Source organism: Peribacillus frigoritolerans (assembly GCF_030676415.1).
In the GTDB taxonomy this organism is placed as follows: Bacteria; Bacillota; Bacilli; order Bacillales; family DSM-1321; genus Peribacillus; species Peribacillus frigoritolerans_A.
This window is the reverse complement of the sequence record NZ_JAUUTW010000003.1, coordinates 68,907-89,748: the sequence shown is the minus strand read 5'-3', so window position 1 is coordinate 89,748 and position 20,842 is coordinate 68,907. Positions and strand designations below refer to the sequence as shown.

The 20,842-nt window shown below is 40.6% G+C and carries 22 protein-coding genes; 5 read left to right on the top strand and 17 right to left on the bottom strand.

Features of this window, described 5'->3' with window-relative positions; translation table 11 throughout:
• Nucleotides 1–55 precede the first annotated feature (55 nt).
• Complete coding sequence (locus Q8G36_RS04170) at nt 56–409, bottom strand: DUF1048 domain-containing protein (RefSeq protein ID WP_305159111.1); 354 nt, start codon at nt 407–409, stop codon at nt 56–58.
• A gap of 71 nt (nt 410–480) precedes the next feature.
• Entirely contained in the window at nt 481–801 is a 321-nt protein-coding gene (locus Q8G36_RS04165; protein WP_016131412.1) for a PadR family transcriptional regulator, read from the bottom strand.
• A gap of 492 nt (nt 802–1,293) precedes the next feature.
• Here Q8G36_RS04165 and Q8G36_RS04160 point away from each other — a divergent pair, with 492 nt between their 5' ends.
• Nucleotides 1,294–1,566, top strand: coding sequence for a hypothetical protein (locus Q8G36_RS04160; protein ID WP_305159110.1), 273 nt, complete (start codon nt 1,294–1,296; stop codon nt 1,564–1,566).
• 51 nt (nt 1,567–1,617) lie between these two features.
• Here the strand turns inward: Q8G36_RS04160 and Q8G36_RS04155 are convergent, their stop codons facing one another.
• From Q8G36_RS04155 to Q8G36_RS04110, 10 genes are all read right to left on the bottom strand, one after another.
• Nucleotides 1,618–2,586, bottom strand: a complete 969-nt coding sequence (locus Q8G36_RS04155; protein ID WP_305159109.1) for a sugar phosphate isomerase/epimerase family protein — start codon at nt 2,584–2,586, stop codon at nt 1,618–1,620.
• 21 nt (nt 2,587–2,607) lie between these two features.
• Nucleotides 2,608–3,648: a Gfo/Idh/MocA family protein gene (locus Q8G36_RS04150; RefSeq protein ID WP_063235296.1), complete on the bottom strand. Its 1,041-nt coding sequence runs from the start codon at nt 3,646–3,648 to the stop codon at nt 2,608–2,610.
• Between the two features lie 17 nt (nt 3,649–3,665).
• Nucleotides 3,666–4,688, bottom strand: coding sequence for a Gfo/Idh/MocA family protein (locus Q8G36_RS04145; RefSeq protein ID WP_305159108.1), 1,023 nt, complete (start codon nt 4,686–4,688; stop codon nt 3,666–3,668).
• 13 nt (nt 4,689–4,701) lie between these two features.
• On the bottom strand, nt 4,702–5,430 hold the full coding sequence (locus Q8G36_RS04140; protein ID WP_305159107.1) for a ThuA domain-containing protein: 729 nt from the start codon (nt 5,428–5,430) through the stop codon (nt 4,702–4,704).
• Between the two features lie 226 nt (nt 5,431–5,656).
• Nucleotides 5,657–6,691: a LacI family DNA-binding transcriptional regulator gene (locus tag Q8G36_RS04135; RefSeq protein WP_034306559.1), complete on the bottom strand. Its 1,035-nt coding sequence runs from the start codon at nt 6,689–6,691 to the stop codon at nt 5,657–5,659.
• Nucleotides 6,692–6,748: 57 nt separating this feature from the next.
• On the bottom strand, nt 6,749–7,567 hold the full coding sequence (locus Q8G36_RS04130; protein ID WP_305159106.1) for a carbohydrate ABC transporter permease: 819 nt from the start codon (nt 7,565–7,567) through the stop codon (nt 6,749–6,751).
• The gene (locus Q8G36_RS04125) at nt 7,567–8,427 is read right to left on the bottom strand and encodes a carbohydrate ABC transporter permease (RefSeq protein ID WP_251432028.1); all 861 of its coding nucleotides are present in this window, start codon (nt 8,425–8,427) and stop codon (nt 7,567–7,569) included. The genes Q8G36_RS04130 and Q8G36_RS04125 overlap by 1 nt, the downstream gene beginning before the upstream one ends.
• Nucleotides 8,428–8,588: 161 nt before the next feature.
• Nucleotides 8,589–9,878, bottom strand: coding sequence for an ABC transporter substrate-binding protein (locus Q8G36_RS04120; RefSeq protein WP_251432031.1), 1,290 nt, complete (start codon nt 9,876–9,878; stop codon nt 8,589–8,591).
• Between the two features lie 360 nt (nt 9,879–10,238).
• Complete coding sequence (locus tag Q8G36_RS04115) at nt 10,239–10,424, bottom strand: hypothetical protein (RefSeq protein WP_305159105.1); 186 nt, start codon at nt 10,422–10,424, stop codon at nt 10,239–10,241.
• Nucleotides 10,425–10,593: 169 nt separating this feature from the next.
• Nucleotides 10,594–11,433 (bottom strand): YitT family protein, encoded by an 840-nt coding sequence (locus Q8G36_RS04110; protein ID WP_305159104.1) that lies wholly within the window; start codon nt 11,431–11,433, stop codon nt 10,594–10,596.
• Between the two features lie 475 nt (nt 11,434–11,908).
• On the opposite strand from Q8G36_RS04110, the gene bioF reads away from it, so the two are divergent.
• The 3 genes from bioF to bioC are packed head-to-tail and all read left to right on the top strand — an operon-like array spanning nt 11,909 to nt 14,665.
• Nucleotides 11,909–13,108, top strand: coding sequence for an 8-amino-7-oxononanoate synthase (gene bioF, locus Q8G36_RS04105; protein WP_305159103.1), 1,200 nt, complete (start codon nt 11,909–11,911; stop codon nt 13,106–13,108).
• Nucleotides 13,105–13,851, top strand: a complete 747-nt coding sequence (locus Q8G36_RS04100) for an alpha/beta fold hydrolase (protein ID WP_305159102.1) — start codon at nt 13,105–13,107, stop codon at nt 13,849–13,851. Before bioF ends, Q8G36_RS04100 begins: the two co-directional genes overlap by 4 nt.
• On the top strand, nt 13,844–14,665 hold the full coding sequence (bioC, locus tag Q8G36_RS04095) for a malonyl-ACP O-methyltransferase BioC (protein ID WP_305159101.1): 822 nt from the start codon (nt 13,844–13,846) through the stop codon (nt 14,663–14,665). The genes Q8G36_RS04100 and bioC overlap by 8 nt, the downstream gene beginning before the upstream one ends.
• A gap of 175 nt (nt 14,666–14,840) precedes the next feature.
• On the opposite strand, the gene Q8G36_RS04090 is transcribed toward bioC, so the two are convergent.
• From Q8G36_RS04090 to Q8G36_RS04075, 4 genes are all read right to left on the bottom strand, one after another.
• Nucleotides 14,841–15,518 carry an ABC transporter ATP-binding protein gene (locus Q8G36_RS04090; protein ID WP_305159100.1) on the bottom strand — a complete coding sequence of 226 codons (678 nt, stop codon included), beginning with the start codon at nt 15,516–15,518 and terminating at the stop codon, nt 14,841–14,843.
• The gene (locus Q8G36_RS04085) at nt 15,515–16,621 is read right to left on the bottom strand and encodes an ABC transporter permease (protein ID WP_305159099.1); all 1,107 of its coding nucleotides are present in this window, start codon (nt 16,619–16,621) and stop codon (nt 15,515–15,517) included. The genes Q8G36_RS04090 and Q8G36_RS04085 overlap by 4 nt, the downstream gene beginning before the upstream one ends.
• Before the next feature lie 99 nt (nt 16,622–16,720).
• On the bottom strand, nt 16,721–18,100 hold the full coding sequence (locus tag Q8G36_RS04080; protein WP_305159098.1) for a sensor histidine kinase: 1,380 nt from the start codon (nt 18,098–18,100) through the stop codon (nt 16,721–16,723).
• Nucleotides 18,097–18,774 (bottom strand): response regulator transcription factor, encoded by a 678-nt coding sequence (locus Q8G36_RS04075; RefSeq protein WP_305159097.1) that lies wholly within the window; start codon nt 18,772–18,774, stop codon nt 18,097–18,099. Before Q8G36_RS04075 ends, Q8G36_RS04080 begins: the two co-directional genes overlap by 4 nt.
• Nucleotides 18,775–19,093: 319 nt before the next feature.
• On the opposite strand from Q8G36_RS04075, the gene Q8G36_RS04070 reads away from it, so the two are divergent.
• A complete protein-coding gene (locus tag Q8G36_RS04070; RefSeq protein WP_305159096.1) occupies nt 19,094–20,350 on the top strand; it encodes a DUF445 domain-containing protein in 1,257 nt (418 codons plus the stop codon).
• A 196-nt stretch (nt 20,351–20,546) separates the two neighbouring features.
• Here Q8G36_RS04070 and Q8G36_RS04065 read toward each other — a convergent pair whose 3' ends face one another.
• Nucleotides 20,547–20,738: a hypothetical protein gene (locus Q8G36_RS04065; protein ID WP_305159095.1), complete on the bottom strand. Its 192-nt coding sequence runs from the start codon at nt 20,736–20,738 to the stop codon at nt 20,547–20,549.
• Between the last annotated feature and the right edge of the window lie 104 nt (nt 20,739–20,842).

Below are 20,842 nucleotides of genomic sequence, written 5' to 3'. Positions count from 1 at the left end.
ATAACTGAATAGCGAAGGTGGCAATTCACATTTGTAACCAGCTATTCAGTCGGAATTAACTATTGAATTTATTTTTTCCCAATCGCTTCATGATACTTTCATTCAGATCTTCACGATACTTGGCGAAATAGGTTTTAGCATTTGCCACTAGCTCGTCGGCAAAGGACGCCACGTCGTCCCCAGTGATTTCCAGCACTTGTCTGCCTTCCGCCGCACCGGCTTCGAACAAATCGATTAATTCATACTGCATGTGCAGCATATCCATCCCGCTGCCCGCTGAGAAATTCCACATATAGTTTTGAATTTTCTTAAATACAAACTGGTAGTCCTCTGGCAGGGCTTCAACCCGTGCCATCATCATTTTATACTCTTTTTTATCACCAATCATTTTTTTGAACAATTCCATCATGTTATTTTTCCTCCTTTTTTATAAAGCTGAACAAGACACTCCAAAAATGTCGTACGGAATATCTTATGAAGCTAGATTGACTTTAAGACGTTGATTTTTGATGATACAAAATCCCATTTTTTCCAAAACAATTCAAGTTCTTGGCGGCCAGCCTCATTAAGTGAGTAAAACTTGCGGGGCGGCCCCATATCTGATGGTTTCTTCTCTATGTTCACCAGTTTTTTCTTTTCTAATCGCACGAGGATGGTGTAGACCGTCCCTTCCACGACTTCAGTAAACCCAAGCTCGTTCAGGCGGCGGGTAATCTCGTAGCCATAGGTTTCATGGCGGCTGATGATTTCCAGCACGCAGCCTTCCAGCGAACCTTTCAGCATTTCAGTTAAATTTTCCATGTTCAGAGCCTCCTCTATTTTGTGACTTATAACTTAGTTCTGAGGGGGAATTTTTACTGAATAGCTTTTGGGTAATGTAAACACGCTATTTAGTATTACTTATTACACCTAAACTGTAACACCGAGTAGCAGAGGTGTCAACTTTTTTTCTTAATAATATTTTTGCAACTTCACTATTCAGTGCTGTTGGTATCCAGTGTTACTTACTATAGGGTATGCTGTAACACGTAGTAGGTGACTGTCAACTTGAAATTTTTTTAAAACCAGCTATCTCCTCCATTGGAAACAGCTGATTTCTATTATGGAGCTTTTACTTCCTCCTATGCTTCTTTCACAATGACTACACGTATGTTAAGAAAGGCGAAAGATTTCGGTATATCGACAGTGAAGAACACGTTTAAAACGTGAGGGGGAAAGGATCATAATATGTTTGTCTTCAACACAATTGATGTGAAAAAGAAATTTTGACGTAATATTAATTCCACTTTTCTCGTGAGTTTTCTACTTTTACTCGTGAGTTTCACGCTTTTACTCGTGAATTCCTCTTTACTCGTGAATTTAGCACTTTTACTCGTGAGTTTCACGCTTTTACTCGTGAATTTAGCACTTTTACTCGTAAATTCCGCTGATTTACTCGTGAGTTTCACGCTTTTACTCGTGAATTTAGCACTTTTACTCGTGAATTTAGCACTTTTACTCGTGAATTCCACACTTTTACTCGTGAATTCTGCTGATTTACTCGTGAATTCCACTTTTTACGAGTAAGGGCCAAAATAAAAAGCAACCTGCAACAGGCTGCTCGTTATCGGCTACAAATTATACCCACCATAAATCAGTTGGGCTTTCGTTGATGAGTACAGTTTTCAGATTGGTTACGGCCCGTTGGAATCCTTCTTCAACTGACATTAGCGGATCTTCGTGTTCGATGCTGACGACGTAATCGTAACCGTATGTGCGAAGGGCGCTCATGATGTCGGACCACTCTTGCAGGCTGTGGCCGCACCCTACAGAGCGGAAGTTCCAGGCACGGCTCTGGATATTTCCATATGGCTGCATGTCGGTTAATCCATACATATTGATGTTATCCTGATCCAAGTATGTGTCTTTTGCGTGGAAGTGGTAGATTGCTCCCGCTTTCCCTAGGATTTTGATGGCCCCGACTGGTTCGATGCCCTGCCACCAAAGATGGCTTGGATCAAGGTTGGCGCCTATTGCATCAGATGTAGCTTCCCGCAGTTTTAACAAGGTGTAGGGTGTGTGGACGAGAAAGCCCCCATGGAGTTCGAGACCGATTTTTATATTATGTTCATCGGCAATGGCGGCTGCTTTTTTCCAATAGGGAATCAATTTTTCTTCCCATTGCCATTTCAGCACATCTGTATACTCATTCGGCCATGGGGCGACAGGCCAGTTTGGATATTTAGCTCCTTCGTGATCACCGGCTGTACCGGAAAAGGTATTGACGACCGGGACGTTCAGTAAGGATGCAAGCTTGATTGTTTTAATCAGTGTTTCATCACTTTCTTTAGCGAATGCTTCATCTGGAGAAATTGGATTGCCGTGGCAGCTGAATGCACTGATCGTTAACCCTCTTGCTTGAACGGCTTCGAGGTATTTTTGGCGCTTTTCTTCACTTTCCAGCAGTTCATCGAGTGGACAATGGATATTTCCTGGATACCCGCCTGTACCGATTTCAACTGTTTTTAATCCAGAATCCGCGACATAATCAAGCATATCCTCGAATGACTTTTGAGCAAATAGCACTGTGAAAATCCCTAATTTCACAAGCCCCACCTCACCTTTTCATTAATTTATGCTCATGACCTTCCCACTTGCCGAGCTTTGATAAATGGCTTCGATTATTTTTGAAACTTTCATGGCTTCCGATGGTTTTACCAATGGTTCTGCCAACCCCAGGCAGCTATTAATAAAGTTCTCTGCCTGTTGCAGGTCTGGTGTATCCTCCCCTGGCATCCATACTGCCTCACTATTTAGAAGCATGCCGTGCTTAGCCTGATTCAAGACCAACGGGAACACATCAAGTCCGCCCTGCGTTCCGGATAAACTCAAAACAGTCGCTTCTTCACGGATATTGGCGGCCCAAGATGTTTCGAATAATAGGGATGCTCCGTTGGCAAATTTAATATATGCCGTGGCATGGTCATCCACTTCAAATACCGAGGCATCGAAATTCCCCCATAAATTAACCTGATCGACACCCTTACTGACATAATTATATGTCGAACCTACGATTTCAATCGGTTCTGGGTCATCCATCAGCCATAACGCCAAATCAAGCAAATGGCAGCCGTAATCGATCACGCTTCCCCCGCCTTGCAATTCCTTGCTTGTAAACACTCCCCAGCCAGGGACTTTACGTCGTCTGATTGCCTGTACACGCGCTACATATGGTTCACCGATTTCACCGGCCTGAATCATTTTCTTTGCAGCCTGGGCTTCCTTCATGAAGCGGTAATGATAAGCAGTCGATAAAACTTTACCCGATATGTTTGCAGCCTCGGTTATTGCTATACATTCCTCAGTTGTAATGGCCATTGGCTTTTCGCATAACACATGTACCCCCGCTTGCAGAGCAGCAATGGAAATCTCCGCATGGAACTTGTTTGGCGTTGCAATCGTAACGGCATCCACTTCAGCAAACATTTCTTCATAATTGGTGAAAACCTTTTCGATATGAAATTCACGCGCCACTTCTCGCGCCTTCATTTCATCTATATCCTGAATCGCGTATAAAACCACTTTATCTTGAAATTTTTGAAAAGCTGGGATATGCCTTTTTTGGGCAATTCCGCCAGCACCGATAATACCCATTTTTAATTTGTACATGATGACTTTTAACCCCTTTATAAGCGGATGATTTTTCGGGATGCATTTGATTCCATCGCGCCAAGAATGACTTTTAATGATTTTAATCCTTCAACTCCTGAGACAAGAGGCTCCTCATTGTCCACCACACATTTTACAAAGTGGCTGATCACTTCGGAATCATGCTGTCCTTCTGAGTCATTAGTCTGGATGCTTCCTAATTGGATGGTTTCTGTCTTTCCATTATCATGATGGATGATCAGTGAGTAATTCGGATCGTCTTCAAGGCGCAATACCGCTTTTTCCGCATAAATGACTGTAGCATTGTCTTCTTTTGCATAAGACCAGCTGGCGGTAAGAGTTCCGATGATACCGCTCTCCGTCCGGAGGATACAGGCCGCACTGTCATCAACGTCCGTATTTTTCTTGGCAGTCGTTTCCACAAAGGCTCCCACTTCAACAAATTCTTCTCCAAGGATATACCTTAATAAATCAGCTTTATGAACGCCTAAATCGCCCATTGCACCAATGACTGCCTGATCCTTCTTAAAAAACCAGCTTTCCAGTCCGTCCACGCTCCAGGTTTCCGGCCCGGAATGTCCAAATGCCGTCCGGAAGCTATAGACCCTTCCTACCTCCCCGCTCTCAATAAGCTGTTTCGCTTTTTGATGAGAGGGAACAAAACGCTGATTATGACCAATCATTAGTATTTTGCCGCTTTTCGCTGCTGCTGCATTCATTTTTTCAGCGTCTACTAAAGAAGTAGCCATTGGTTTCTCACAAAGGACATGCTTACCAGCTTCCAAGGCCGCAACTGTGATGCGTGCATGCAGGTAATTCGGTGTACATACACTGATCGCTTCAATCTCCTCATTCTTCAAAAGTTCTATATAATCAGTATATGCTTGCGCGCCATACCTTTGTGCTGCTGCATTCGCCCGGTCCAGCACAATATCACAAACGGCAATGATCTCCGTTTCCTGATGTGCATCATACTCCGGAAAATGCCTGTTTTTTGCGATACTCCCGCATCCAATGACTCCTACCTTCACTTTGCCCATTTCGTTCTCTCCTTCACTTCATCTCTTTGCCTGAGATGGATTCCAACGGTTCGGCTTTCCCATAGTTCGTTACCATTCCAAATTCCGGCTTGACCCAATCAACGGCATTCTTAATTACTCTTTGAATCTCCGGATTATGGTAGGTAGGATATGTTTCATGACCTGGACGGAAGTAGAAAATCCTCCCTTTTCCCCGCTGATACGTGCAACCGCTTCTGAATATCTCCCCACCTTCAAACCAACTGACGAATATTAATTGATCTGGTGCAGGAATATCAAAATGTTCCCCGTACATTTCTTCCTTCTCAAGCTCTATATATTCTCCGATTCCATCAACGATGGGATGACTCGGATCGACAACCCAGAGCCGTTCCCTTTCATCCGCCACCCGCCATTTCAAATCGCAAGTCGTGCCCATTAATCGTTTGAAGATCTTTGAAAAATGACCAGAATGGAGGACGATGAGACCCATTCCCTCGAGTACTCGCTTGTGAACCCTTGCAATGATTTCATCCTGAACTTCATCATGTGCAACATGCCCCCACCAAAGAAGTACATCGGTTCGTTCCAGTGCTTCTTCGGTTAATCCATGCTCTTCTTCATCGAGAGTGGCGGTCCTCACCTCGACCTGCTCACTTTGTAAAAAGCTAGCAATTGCACCATGGATACCATCTGGGTATAATTCGGCTACTTCAGGCTTTGTTTTCTCGTGGCGAAACTCATTCCATACCAGGACTCTCATGAACAACCTCCTCCATTCAAGATTCATTTCACGGCAACCTGCTTTGCATGTTTAACTATTACCTCTTTATCCGTAACGCAAACGTTTGCGTTAGGTGTGATCAAAATATAAGAACATACTTATTGACTCAGTAAGTATGAATTTTCAAAAATAATCGTGATAATCTATATTGTAAATTTATGTTAGCAAAAATCAAGCTTTAATTGGTAAAACATTTCTACATTTTTCATTTAATTTCCTTTTCGGCAACAAAATGCGACTCCCGTTTTATGATTTTGGTAGGAATACTGATACTCTTTTCCATCATTTCCGGATTTGCAATTAAATCGAACACGCATTTTGCCGCCTCATACCCTAACTGATACGTATGGATATCAACCGTTGTCAGCGGCGTACTTAAAAATTCTATGAATTCTGAGTGGTTAAAACAGACGACGCTTATTTGCTGTGGCACTTTCAAGTTCTTTTCAGCTAACACTCCAAGCAAGAGAACACCCAATAAAAGATCCATAACCAAAAATGCGGTTGGTGCCTCTTTCAATTCCAGCAATTCGTCAATGGCCTTTATTCCATCCGTTCGATTTAAAGGAATCAATTTGATATATTCCTGTCGCACATCCACCCCGGCCTGTTCCATCGCTTGTTGAAAGCCTGTCAAGCGGTCCTGGATCACCTCAAACTCGGGACTGCCCCCTAAAAAGGCGATTCGCTCATGTCCAAGATTTATTACAAACTCCGATACTTCCCTGGCCGCTTGAACATTATCGTTATCAATGAACGTGATTCCGCTCATGTTCGTACTTGGCTTCCCGATCAAAACGAACGGGAAGCCCTGCTTTAATAAATACGGCACCACTTTATCGTCCTTTTTAGAGTACAAAACAATCATGCCATCCACTCTTCTGCCCTGAACCATTTTCACGACATCCTCAAAGATGGCATCCTCCGTCTCGCCGGTTGTCAAGGAAAGACTGTACCCTTCTTTATTACAGAAATCCCCGATGCCTCGGATCACTTCTGGAAAAAAGGGATTATAAAGTGATTCCCTTGCCGAACTTTTCATGACGATCCCAATGGCCTTAGTTGACTTCGTGACTAAGTTCCGGGCATTTTCATTCATATGATAGCCCATTTCCTTTAATACCTTGCGTACTTTACGCTTTGTCTTTTCACTGATTGTCGGGCTGTTATGGATTACACGCGATACCGTTGATGGAGCGACATTTGCTTTTTTGGCAACGTCTTTTATAGTAACAGACAATTTCATCAACACTCCCCGTTCACCGCACATGGTTTAATATTCCCTATATTTAAATAGTTATTTAACGGCTCCATCTGCAATTCCTTTGATAATTTGCCTCTGAGCAAAAAAGTAAGCAATGATGACTGGAATGATGGATAAAGTAAGGCCAGCCAAGGCGAGATGCCATTGCTTCGTATATTGACCGAAAAAGAAGAATAATTTAAGTGGGATGGTCTCCGATCCTGCTCCGCCAATAACAAGGGATGGCAACAAATAGTCATTCCATATCCAAATGACATTTAAGATCCCGACTGTAATGGACATCGGTTTTAATAATGGAAATATGATATACCAAAATACTTGAAAGCGGTTTGCACCATCAATCTTTGCTGCCTCATCAAGTGAGAGGGGAATCCCTTTTAAAGTACCATGGTAAAGGAATATGGAAAGACTGCAGCCAAAACCTAAATACATGAAAATAAGTCCGGCCTTGTTCAACATCCCAAGCTGTCCGAATTGGGCAACGAGCGGTATCATCACAGACTGAAACGGGATCAGCATGGCAGCTACAAACACAAAGAAAAGCAGGGAACTTATTTTACTTTTGTTTCGGGAAAGAGCGTATGCTGCCATCGCAGAAAAAATGATGATGATGACTACACTGACGCCCGATATCAATAAAGAATTGAATAAAGTCCGGAGAAAATCCAATTGCTCGAAAGCTTGAATGAAGTTTTCGAATGTCCAGGTTTCAGGCAGTCCCAGTGTATCGGCAAATATATCCCGTTTCATTTTAAAGGCATTGACAAGCATTAAATAAAACGGAGTGAGCCATAACATAGCCAAAATGAATCCGATGAATCCAATCAGCCACAATTTCCATTTTCCCCTCATTACAGCTCAACCTCCCGTTTTTTATTGAAATAGACTTGTGTCAGTGATACGACCGCCACGATTACGAAAAAGATAACGGCTTTTGCTTGTGCATATGCCATATCGTTTTCGGTGAAGGCGGATTTTACAATGTTCATCGCAACCATTTCAGTTGAATTATAGGGAGCTCCATTCGTCAAAGAAAGATTTTGATCATAGATCTTGAACGAGTGGGAAAGCGTCAAAAACAAACTGACGGTAAAAGCAGGTGCCACTAGCGGAAAAGTTATATGGCGAAAACGCTGGAAGCTGTTAGCTCCATCAATTTTTGCCGCTTCGATCAAGTCTTCAGGAACAGCCTGCAGATAGGCAATATAAATGATCATGATATACCCGGCCATTTGCCAAGACGTTAAAATGATCAATCCCCAAAAACCTGTATCTGTCGTTGATAACCATCCATTAAATGCTTCGATCCCAGTCAAATCACCAATCGCACCGAAGACCTTAATAAAAATGAACTGCCAAATAAAGCCGAGAATCAAGCCGCCAATTAAATTGGGCATAAAGAAAACGGTCCGCAGTATGTTGCTTGATTTAATTTTCGAAGTCACGATGAGAGCCAAACTTAATCCGATGATATTGATTACCACAATTGCCGCTACGGAAAATTTAATGGTGAACCAAAATGTATCAAGGAACCCTTTATCCGTAAACAAGTCCATATAATTCTTAAGACCAATGAAATCCGGTGTCCCTAAACCGTTCCAATTCGTAAAGGAATAATAAAATCCGAAGATGAGTGGCACGATCACAACCAAAATGAGTGCAGCAAGAACAGGTGTCAAAAACAGCCAATATGCGGCATCCCGATTTCTCAACGAAACCGACCTCCTTGAAATGATTTAATAGTTAATGGGTTTTAGATCATGACTGGGTTATTTGCTGAATCCCTCGTTGAGGCAATGCGGCTTTTCTATAACAAGGAACAACCAATCGACACACTTTTCATGCCGATTGGTCATTTGCATTTCCCAACACTTTATTTGCTATGAATCTTCTCCCAATTTTCAATGTTCTGTTGGACAAATTCCTCCCAAGTCAATTTACCAGTTACGTATTTTTGGACACTAGCACCAAGGTCATCATTCCAACCAACCGGATAACCATTAAACACCCACCCAATCGTGTTTCCTTCTTGGGAGTATTTATAAATTTCTTTTGAAATTGGATCGGCAATTTTTTCTACATCATATCCTTCATAAGCAGGAATGAATTTAAAATCTTCCAAGACGGCTTTTTTCCCTTCTTCGGATGTATACATCCAGTCAAGGAACTTCTTCGCTGCTTCCTGTACCTTTTCATCCGATTTCTTATTCACCGCCCAATAGTTCGGTACGCCGACCGGCATGCCTGCATTGTCTCCATTTGGAATCGGGATGATGCCAATTCCCTTTTCCGCTAACTCAGGGTCCATATCATACACTGTGTTATACACCCAGTTACCTTGCTGAATGATCGCAACCTTTTCAAGCGAGAACAGTTCTTCCACTTGTTGGGAGTAATCGAGACTCGCTGTCGGCTGGACGGAATATTTATTTTGGATATCGACCATTTGTTTAAACTTGTCACCATCCGTGAATTTAACCGTTGGAGCCTTGCTTGCTTCTAACACATTCCCATCAAACTCCGGTGCTAAGAATACATTGGATAAATGATTTCCTGTCACCCACTTCTCTTTGACCGGATAAGCGAAAACTGCATCGATTTTCAATTTGTCTTTTTGCGAATCCATTTTCTTAACTGCCGCCTCTAAGGCTTCATAACTTGTAATTTCATCAGGATTAATTCCGGCTTCTTTAAATATTCGTTTGTTATAAATCAAGCCGTATCCTTCCTGGTTAAATGGAAGTCCAAGGACTTGCCCGTCCTCTTCCACGCCATCCAAAGTACCGTCAAGCGCTGCAGCAGCAGCCTTCGTGTCCTTTAAATCTGTTAATCTATCTTTATATTGTGCGACATCTACCGGTCCGCCAATGTTAAAAACCGCTGGCTCCTCACCTGAAGCGAACTTTGCCGTTATGGCAGATTTATAATCATTTCCACCGCCGACTGTCGATACCTTGATCTTCACATCTGGATTTTCTTTTTCATATTGTTTTGCCAATGTCTCGAATTGCGACTTGAATTCTACCTTGAATTGAAATATATCCAGCGTCACTACATCCTTTGAGTCGCTGTTTCCACCAGTTGAAGAAGAGCATCCAGCCAAAATCACACTAAAAATTAATAAAACAGTAAAGATTCCCCCGTACCATTTTTTACGCTTCATGCCTACCGACTCTCCCTTTTTCTCATAATATTCATGCAATTTTAAGAAAACGTTTGCATAAAATAGTAAAATAAAAGCCTTCCATTCTATAAAACTCATAGTCTATCGTACTTCTTTTACATCACCTCCTCACAAAACTATTTGCAAACGTTTACATTTATGCGCTTTATATTACCACCAAATTCCATACTTTACAATAAAATTGTAGTATATTGTAAAAAAAGGATGTTAAGAACCTTCTTAACCTAATTATATGATTCAGAAACCTTTGATTATTCCTTTATCCGATTATTTATTGTACAGGCCATTTTCATTCCTGGCATTACACGAAAAAGGGGAAACCCGTCGGCCCCCCTCTTTTCACTTCAATATCATCTTCACATTGGATGAACCGTATTCATCCTTCAATTCATAATATTTATCGCTTGCTTGTCCAAATTCTTTAAACACACCACTAATGATCAATTTATTCGTTTCCTTATCAACGACACTGTACTTGATATTGCTTTTCCCAAACTTTCTGTCATCCACTTTTAAAAGGATCATCTTGGACACCTCCACATTTAATGGCTGCACTCCTCAGGGTGTGTGGTTTCTTACTTACATAATATAACAAATTATTCGGAATTTACAGATTTTTTTGCCATGCAAAATAAAAAAGCCTATTAGGCCTTTTCATTTCGCTTATACCATATCCGCTTCTAGATAATTCGCATCAGGACTTCGAAATATCCAGGAATCCTTCACCAAATACGTCCCGAACATCATGTATGGCTATAAAAGCATTGCTATCCGTTGACTGCACTATTCTCTTTAACTTTAGTACCTCTTGCTTACTTATAACGATATATAAAATATCCTTGGAAGCTTTTGTATAGTATCCATGACCGCTAAAAACAGTGACCCCCCGGTCCATCAATTCGGTTACTTGTTTTGCAATCTGGTCCGCTTCTTTTGAAATGATGGTAATCGCTTTTTTCGGATTCAATCCCTCAATGATGAATTCCATCGTTTTTGTTCCAATATAAAGCATAAGGATAGTTAGCATCAGACCTTCTGCACCAATGATGAAATAAGATGAGAACGCAACGATTAAATCGAAAAACAGAAGTCCATAGCTTAAGCTCCATCCCAAATACTTATTCGTAATTCGGGCTAGGATCGTCGTACCGGCAGTAGTGCCCCCAACACGAATGATTATCCCAATTCCTGCACCGGCAAAAACCCCGCCAAATATCGCATTGATGACCAATTCATCTGAAGATATCGTCCAACTTTCGGTTAAATGAAGGAAAAGTGAATTAAAGGCAACGGCTATGATTGTATATACCGTTGTCATTTTCGACAAATATTTATAACCGACAATGAGCAGGAAAGCGTTAATGATCAAACTTAACAGCCCTGGTGACCATTCAAAAAGATAAAATAAAATGATGGTTATCCCCGTGACTCCTCCCTCACCAAGTTCATTGGGAATGACGAAAAGATTTATTGCCAAAGCGAAAATAAAAGCTCCTATTAATATAAAGAAAACATCTAAAGAAATCTTTTTCATATTTATTACCCTTCCTTTATGTAATGGTTAATGTGAATTCGTTAATTTCACTGCTCTATAGTAACATGGAATTCCATTTAATCCTTCAAAGATTTGAAGGTTTAACAAAAAGACTAACTTGGAATTTAGATTATCTTCAATGAACAAGCTTAATACATACAAAGGCACTAATTTTCACTAAGCTCTTTTATACATTAGCTTAACAAAGCCACTGCCCAACGAAAACATCATTAATCCTCCTTCTCCTTAAACTTGTCTTAATGTTAGTTTCATACTCCTCGACTTGGTTCAAATAACCAACTGCACGCTTATGATAAGTGTCTTTTTTTGACCCTTGATTTCTCCCAGATTAATGGATTATTAATTTGTTAATCTGTTCCTTTTCAAAGCTTGACAGTTTCATTGAGTCATGATTAGAATATTTTATATGTTAACCTATACTTATTTTAGTTAACATATAAAAAGGAGAATGGCCATGCACAGTGAAAAACAATTACCTTGTTGGGAAGAAAAAATAAAAAAAGAACTGGCTTATTTAGAAGAGATTTCGCAAAAGCGTGAACTCGTATCAACCGTATGCGCCGAGCAGCCATGGCTTACGATCAACGGGTGCAGGATGCTAAATCTTGCATCTAATAACTACTTAGGATATGCAGGAGATGAGCGGCTGAAAAAGGCTATGGTTGATGCAGTGCATACATATGGTGCAGGAGCAACGGCTTCACGTTTAATTATTGGCAATCATCCTCTTTACGAGCAAGCGGAACAAGCTCTTGTCGATTGGAAGAAAGCCGAAGCAGGACTCATTATCAACAGTGGATATAATGCGAACCTTGGAATTATCTCGACCCTGCTGTCCCGTAACGATATTATTTATAGCGATAAATTGAATCATGCAAGCATTGTCGATGGAGCTCTTTTGAGCCGTGCAAAGCATATGCGCTATCGTCATAATGATTTAGATCATTTAGAAGCATTATTGAAGAAATCATCAAATGAGGCACGTAAATTAATCGTGACGGATACGGTCTTCAGCATGGACGGTGACTTTGCTTATCTTGAAGACCTTGTTCGGTTAAAAGAACGTTATAACGCAATGTTAATGACTGATGAAGCACACGGAACCGGCATCTACGGTAATAAGGGTGAAGGTTATGCCGGTCATCTCCATCTTCAAAATAAAATAGATATCCAAATGGGAACATTCAGTAAAGCGCTCGGTTCATTCGGGGCCTATGTCGTCGGGAAAAAATGGCTCATCGACTATTTAAAAAATCGCATGCGCGGATTCATCTATTCAACTGCACTTCCCCCGGCCATACTCGGTGCTATAAAAACAGCAATGGAACTTGTACAGCACGAACCAGAACGACGCTCACTGCTCCAAACAAATTCAGAACACTTTAGAGAAGAACTAACATATTACGGGTTTAATATTTGTGGAAGCCGATCACAAATTGTTCCTATCGTCATCGGGGAAAACGAAAAAGCGATGGAATTTGCCGCACGTTTGCAGAAAGAGGGCATTGCGGCTATTGCTGTCAGGCCCCCGACCGTTCCTGAAAATGAGGCGAGAATCCGGTTTACCGTAACAGCTCTCCACGATAAAAAAGATCTTGATTGGGCAGTTGAAAAAGTTTCGATCATTGGAAAGGAAATGGGTGTTATTGAATGAAACAGCCGAATTTAGTCATGCTTCCAGGCTGGGGAATGGAAAAAGATGCGTTTCAACCGTTAATCAAACCGCTGTCAGAAGTATGTAACCTTTCATTTATTGAATGGAGAGATATGAAGGCACTAAATGACTTTGAAGAACGTGTCATAGATACAATCGCTTCCATCGATGGTCCTGTTTATTTACTGAGCTGGTCATTAGGATCACTAGTATCCCTTGAACTTGCAAGTTCATATCGAGAAAAAATAAAAGGTTTTATTCTTTTTGGCGCAACAAGTCGGTTTACCACAGGCGAAAATTATTCATTTGGCTGGGATCCACGAATGGTCGAGCGCATGAAGAAACAACTGCAGCGCAATAAAGAGAAGACTTTGACTTCTTTCTATGAAGCCATGTTTTCCGAAGCTGAAAAAGAAAAAGGTTTTTATCATCAATTCATCACGACAATTCAACGCGAGTTTCATGGAGATGATGTGTTTTCGCTTCTTATGGGTTTGGATTATTTACTTCAAAAAGATGCCAGAACAAGACTCGACCGGATTGAATCCCCCTTTATATTGCTTCATGGGCGGGAAGACAAAATTTGTCCACTCGAAGCCTCATCTTTCATTAAAGAAAATCTGGGTGGGAAAGCCGAGTTTCATATTATCGAAGGCGCTGGTCATATTCCTTTTTTCACAAAACCACAGGAATGTGTGCAGCATATAAAAACATTTATTCAAAAGGAGTACATTCATGATTGATAAACGATTGTTAAGTAAGCGGTTCAGTGAACACGCGAAAACATATGATGCGTATGCCAATGTTCAAAAAAACATGGCAAAACAATTAGTGGATTTGCTTCCTCAAAAAAACACCAATCTTAAAATCAATATTCTTGAAATCGGCTGCGGCACGGGTTACTTAACCAGGTTACTCATCAAAACATTCCCTAATGCCTCTATTACGGCTGTTGATTTGGCACCAGGAATGGTTGAAGTGGCAAAAGGAATGACAAAGGAAGACCGTGTTACATTTTTATGTACGGATATCGAAGAAATGGCGCTAAATGAAAGTTACGACTTGATTATTTCTAATGCAACGTTTCAATGGCTGAATAATCTTCCTGCAACCCTTGAAAAACTGTGTACACGATTAACGGCTGAAGGAAGCCTGATTTTTTCAACGTTCGGAATGGATACCTTTCAAGAGCTTCATATGTCATATGAACATGCGAAAGAAAAGCTTCAACTTTCCATTGATAGTTCACCAGGCCAAATGTTTTACACACTAGAAGAATTAACCCAAGTTTGTACAGCAGCAATCCCCTTTTCATCAGCATTTCCAATCGAGATAACAAAAATGGAAAAGCTTGAACTAGAGTACTTTCAGACAGTACGTGAATTTTTCACATCAATTAAAAAGATTGGTGCTGCTAACAGCAATAAAGAAAACTACTGCCAGCGCCCTTCCTTTTTTCGAGAGTTAATCAACATATACGATACAGAATACCGAGATGAATCAGGTGTGAAAGCAACCTATCACTGTTTGTTCTTTAAGATAAAAAAACATGATTAATCCAAAGATAACCGTCTGGGATACAAGCAAAGTAATACATATTTACAGGCCGTTAATATAAAGTAACGACTAGTATTAGCTGTTTTACTGTCGATTAACTAGGTTCCCATTCAAGCGATTCAGGCCGCCGCCTCTCCTAATTCCTTTGGAGAGGCGGCGGCCATTTACGTATAACTCATTCAAATACCTTGCCATCTGTAATATTGACCACTCGATCACATAAATCTAACATTCTTTCATCGTGCGTTACCATGATGGCCGCTTTATTTCTTGATTTCACCTCATGTGCAAGCATTTCAACAACATCCCTGCCTCTTTTGGAATCAAGACTTGCGGTTGGTTCATCCGCTAAAATGATTTCTGGGTCATTCATCAGCGAACGAGCGATGGCTACACGCTGCCGCTCACCGCCCGACAGTGCTTCTGGCAGGTGATCTGCCCGATGTCCAAGTCCAAGGTGGCTAAGCAATTCGTCCGCTTTTTTCACAGTTTTTTTATCTCGCTTGCCAGTCAGTTCAGAAAGTAGCAGAAGCTGATCTCGTACGGTGAGATATGGCACAAGATTCGACGATTGGAATACAAACCCGATCTTTTCAAGGCGCACTTGAGTCAATTCCTTTGGGGATAGTGTTGTAATATCCTCATCATTCAGCAGTAAGCGACCTTTGCTCGGAGATAGTAACGCACCTGCTATTGAAAGAAAAGTACTTTTTCCTGAGCCTGAAGGACCCACGATGGCGACGAATTCCCCCGCTCCCACATTCAGGGAAATATTGTCAATGGCAGTCACTTTATTATCGCCTTCCCCATAAATCTTACTGACGTTTTCAAATAATAGTTTATCCCCCATCATGATACCCTCCCTATTGCTTCGATCGCGTCTATCTTCGCCACTCGGTATAGTGATAGCAGCGAACCCAATACGGATACAACCAAAAGTAACACGGAATATTTAATGACCAAATCCGCACTCAATTCAAATGGTATTCCTTCTGGCATGATTAAAGTGACGCCATATGTCAGTGCAACACTGATGGCTATGCATGTCACGGCAAGCAGGATTACTTGACCAACGATACTTTTTGCCAGGTAGCCCGTATTGGCTCCTAGTGCTTTAAGGACTCCAAATTGATTCGTCTTCTGCAAGGTAATCACATAAAAGAATACAGCCAAAACGAAAGCTGCTATGACAAACAGGAAGGCAATCATCATCGACAATGTACCCTGTTCCTCTTTGAACCCTGGTATACTCTGAAGTGAGACTTCTTTCGAAATGAGCGTTACGCCTTCAGGCAATGATTCACGTACATTTTCTTCTGCCTTCGAATCCATTTGCACGGCTATTGTGCTGATTGAATCTTTCTCTTGATTTTTCAATGCAGGATTAATCTCCTGCCACCCCTTAACATTCATGTAAACTACCGGTGAATGGCTGTAAGATTGCTTTTCAGTAAATCCAACAATGGTGAAAACCTTACCTGATAGGTCATCTTTAAGTGAATCACCTAATTTATAACCCACTTCTTTTAAAGAACGATCTGCAACGACTTCACCTTGTTTCTTATTGTCATAGTTCGTTCCTTCTATGACCTTCGGTGCTAAAATACCACTGGCATCGGTCGCAAAAATGGTGACATCCGTTTTATCCGATGTGCCGGTTTTATTCAATGTGATCATCATTTGTCCCAGACCTTCGGCTGCTTTAACATCCGGCGAGGCCCGGATTTCATCTAGCTTTTCCATGGATAGGATGGATCGATTCAATTTATTTTTAGACTCATGCTCCATAACGAAATAGTCAGCCTTCATGTTTTGTATGGATGAAGCATTATCTGAAGATAGTCCATTAGCTAATCCTGAAATGATAAAGACAAGCAAAGCGACCAATACCATGATCAGTCCAATCAGCAGATAACGTAACTTTGAATGCTTTAGTTCACGTAATGCCAAAAACATCATTTCATCTCCCATTCCTTTTGTTTACCAATCAAGTCCTACCTGAATCGGTATGACCCGATTGTAAACAATCAATATGAATGGAAGATGAACAACTGATTACATAAGGGGCAGCCGTATATAAAAAGTGGTCCCTTTACCGAGTTCGCTTTGAACTTCGATGGTTCCCCCATGAAGTTCAACCGTCTTCTTCGTAATCGATAGCCCTAATCCGCTGCCTGCTTCACTCCTGTTCCTCACTTTGTCGACTTTATAAAAGCGATCAAAGATATAAGGGAGGTCTTCTACTGGAATTCCCATGCCCGTATCCGCGATCATCACTTCAACAGTACTGCCTATACTTTTAATCCGAATATTGATTGAACTGCCGCTTTCCGAGTATTTAATGCTATTGGTTATCAAATTCGTCCAAACTTGATTTAAAAGTTTCTCATCTGCAGAAATGACGGTTGACGGCAAATCCATTTCGATCACCATATCTTTTTCCCGCCAATTCCATTCCAGCATGAACAACACTTGCCGGATTTGCTGCGCTAAATCAAAATTTGACCGTTGCAGCGGATCTTCTTCTTTATCCAACGAAGCAAGCATGAGCAGCTGTTTGCTTAACGACGACATGCGCCTGCTTTCTTTTTCAATGATGGACAAGTACTGATTTCTTTGTTCTTTTGTTAATTCCTCCGATTGGAGGGTTTGAGAAAAACCTTGGATGGATGCAAGCGGAGATTGAATCTCGTGGGATACATTCGATACGAACTCCTGCCTCATATCATCTAACCTCTGTATGCTTTGAGTCATTTTCGAGAAATGCTGTGCCAAGTCCCCTATTTCATCGCTTCGGGTGACATTCAATTCACTACTATAATCCCCATCGGCGATTCTTTTTGTAGCTTCCGTTAATTTCGTAATCGGCTTAACGATGAAACGCGTATTAATGATTACAAATAAAAAACTGAGAAGTAGCGTCAGTACGAGCAAAACTGCAAGGAAAAAGCGAAATTCACCAAACTGCAGCTCTATATTCGGCCTTACAAACAATGCATGTTTTTCGCCATTCACGTCCATCGGGACCCCAATGCTATTAATTAAAACATCTTCAAAAAAACCGGTAATAAATAACCCATTATTATAATTGGCGATCCCTTGATAGGTATTTCCATTCAAAACCCCGGAAATCGTGTCGCGATCCAAACTCGTTTCCCGAAACGGCTCACCATATAAAGTTCCTTCACCCTGCTCATTAAATAGATACATTTGATAGTGCAAACCTGCAATATGATTTAAATACGCATCAATATCCTGATCAGGATTCTCCTCATATAAGGAGACAATCTCACTTGCGACTTGGCTTATCTTCTCACCATTGTTGGGTTTTTGAACCTGATGATAATAAACATTGGAAATTAAAAAAGCGATGACACTGGCAAGCACCATGATCAAAATGGTTTGAATAACTATCCTGAAATAGAGTGTTTTCACTTCTTGTTGACCTCCAGTTTATAACCTAAGCCACGGACAGTCGTTATAACAAAGTCATCGGTCCGCCCGGCAAAACGTTCCCTCAACCGTTTAATATGGACATCAACCGTTCGATCATCCCCTGCAAAATCAGCACCCCACACCAATTCAATAAGCTGCTCACGCGTAAAGACCTGATCAGGAAAACTCCCCAGCTGGGCCAGCAGCTCAAATTCCTTAAGCGGCAGGAGCAGCGTATTCCCCTTTATTCGCACTTCGTAACTTTTACGGTCAATGACCGTTTGATTCAATGAGATGGATTCAGAATTCACCATACGGTACCTTCGCAATAGTGCTTTTATCCGAAATAGAAGCTCCCTTGGCTCAAATGGCTTTACGAGGTAATCATCCGTCCCTGCAAAGTACCCCTTTTCCTTATCGATAAGTTGATCTTTAGCTGTCAATAAAATGACGGGCAGATCATATTCATCCCGGATTTCCTTACAAAGATCCAGTCCGTTTTTAAACGGCATCATAATATCGACAACAGCCAGATGGACCCGTTCCTTCTCCAGTAATAAGGAAGCTTCATTACCATCCTTCGCTTCCGATACCATGTACCCTTCCTTTTCCAAATGAAATTTAAGCAATTCCCGAATATGCCGATCATCATCCGCAATTAATATATGTATCAAAGAAACCACATCTCCACTTCTTTTATTGCCCTGGCTAAACATACAATAGCAATAATTAAACCCGTAAAACAACAACTACTAATTTTCCGGTTCCATATAAATTAGTTTTCCAATAATTTCGATTCATATTGAAATGCTTTATAAAGTGTCATTCCTTAATAAGTGATTTTCCCATTCTCATATAAATGAACTTACTGCCTTTGTTGGGAGTATTTTTTTGAACTACCTGCTATACTACTACTAGATAAAAGTAAGACATTAAACATATGGATGATACGTTAATAGTAATTGAATTTCTTTTTAAGGATGAGAGAATATAATGTCACCAAAAATAAAATCGTCAAGAAAAATAGCTAGATATTCACTAATTATCATGGGGGCGGGTTATATTGCAACCACTCCATTTCAAGGTTCATTGCCGCTAGATTTATTACATGGAGGGTTTGAGGCTGGTTTAGTCGGCGGATTGGCAGATTGGTTTGCAGTCACTGCATTATTCCGCCATCCGCTTGGATTACCAATCCCCCATACAGCGCTTTTGCCCAACAATCGTAAAAGAATGACAAATGCACTTGTTTCGATGTTAAAAAACGACTGGCTTTCTAAGGAAAGTATTCAGGACAAAGTAAAACATATTCCTTTTACTGAAAAATTGATCCCTATTTTAGGAAAAGAGATTCAAAGTGATACTTTTAGAAAAGTCCTGATTAAACTAATCAAGCAAATGATTGGTTATATAGATATAGAAAAGATTACACCTTTCGTTGCAAAAAAAATTAAAGCATCACTTTCTAGCATAGACATGAGCAAGATTCTTCATTTAGTAAGTTCAGAGTTACTTAACGAAGAGTTTGATAAGAAGGCTTTGGATCATGTTTTGAAAAAAGCGGAAGATTGGTTAGGGAAAAAAGAAACCAGTCACCGACTTGGCACTGTTTCCATGGATGTACTCAGCAAGATTGAACTGGAAGGTATGCTTCAGTTCGCCGTTAAATCGATTCAAAGTCTACTTAACGAAGAGAAACTTGGGAATATCATACAAAACCTGCTATTAAGTGTCGTAAATAATTTACAAAACGAGAAAGAACCAAATAGAGAGGCTTTAATCTTATATATCAGGAAAGAGATACAAGGCATTAACCATAACCGGGAACTGTTAGAAGGAGTTGAAAAATGGAAAAAACAACTTCTGACAAAATGGGAGCCTGAGGCGACAATAGAGGGAAGCCTAAAACAAATTCAACAAGAAGCATTGGATTTCGTCGAAGATGAACATTTCATGGATGCTTACCTGACTCCAATGATTCATCATATACTGGACAATATTAAGGAAAATAGCAACCGCATCGATCAATGGATACAGAAACAAATTACTGTTCTCATTGAAAAAAATCATACGCAAATCGGCAATCTTGTACAAGAAAACTTAGATAAGTTAGACAATGAAACGCTGATTGATATGATGGAAAACGGTGTAGGAAAAGACTTGCAATGGATTCGCGTGAATGGAGCGGTCTGTGGTTTTATCATAGGGCTTATCCTAACAGGGGTACAGGCTCTGCTTAGGCTATTATAATCCAGGCATAACGGCAGTATACAGTCGTTACCAAATCAACTGGTGCTGATTCGTTTTTCTGAAAATGAAGAGATAAACAAAAAGCCAGCCAAGGTTTTCATGAAACACCTCGGCTAGCTTTTCCTTTTTATCAATAGACTTAGATTACAGGTACACATATAAATCAAGGCTCCACTTACAGCAAGGCTTCAATTAACTAAGGGTTGGATTGCTGATCACTAAGCCAGCCATCAATATGATCCAAATTAAAAATCAGCAAATTATCGATGGGTCTGAGATGGGGGATCTTTTTATTCAAAATTAGATCATTGATTTCCTCTTCTTTAATTGGATAATTTACCGATTCAAAGTAAATCATCAAACTTTTTATACCATAGGCTTTCCTCATTTAATCACCTCCCACCAAATTCTCCTTATTCAACATAAAGAAAACTTAGTGCTAGATATTAAATGAAAGACCGCTTAATTCTTAATACCCACTTTTTGAAGAAA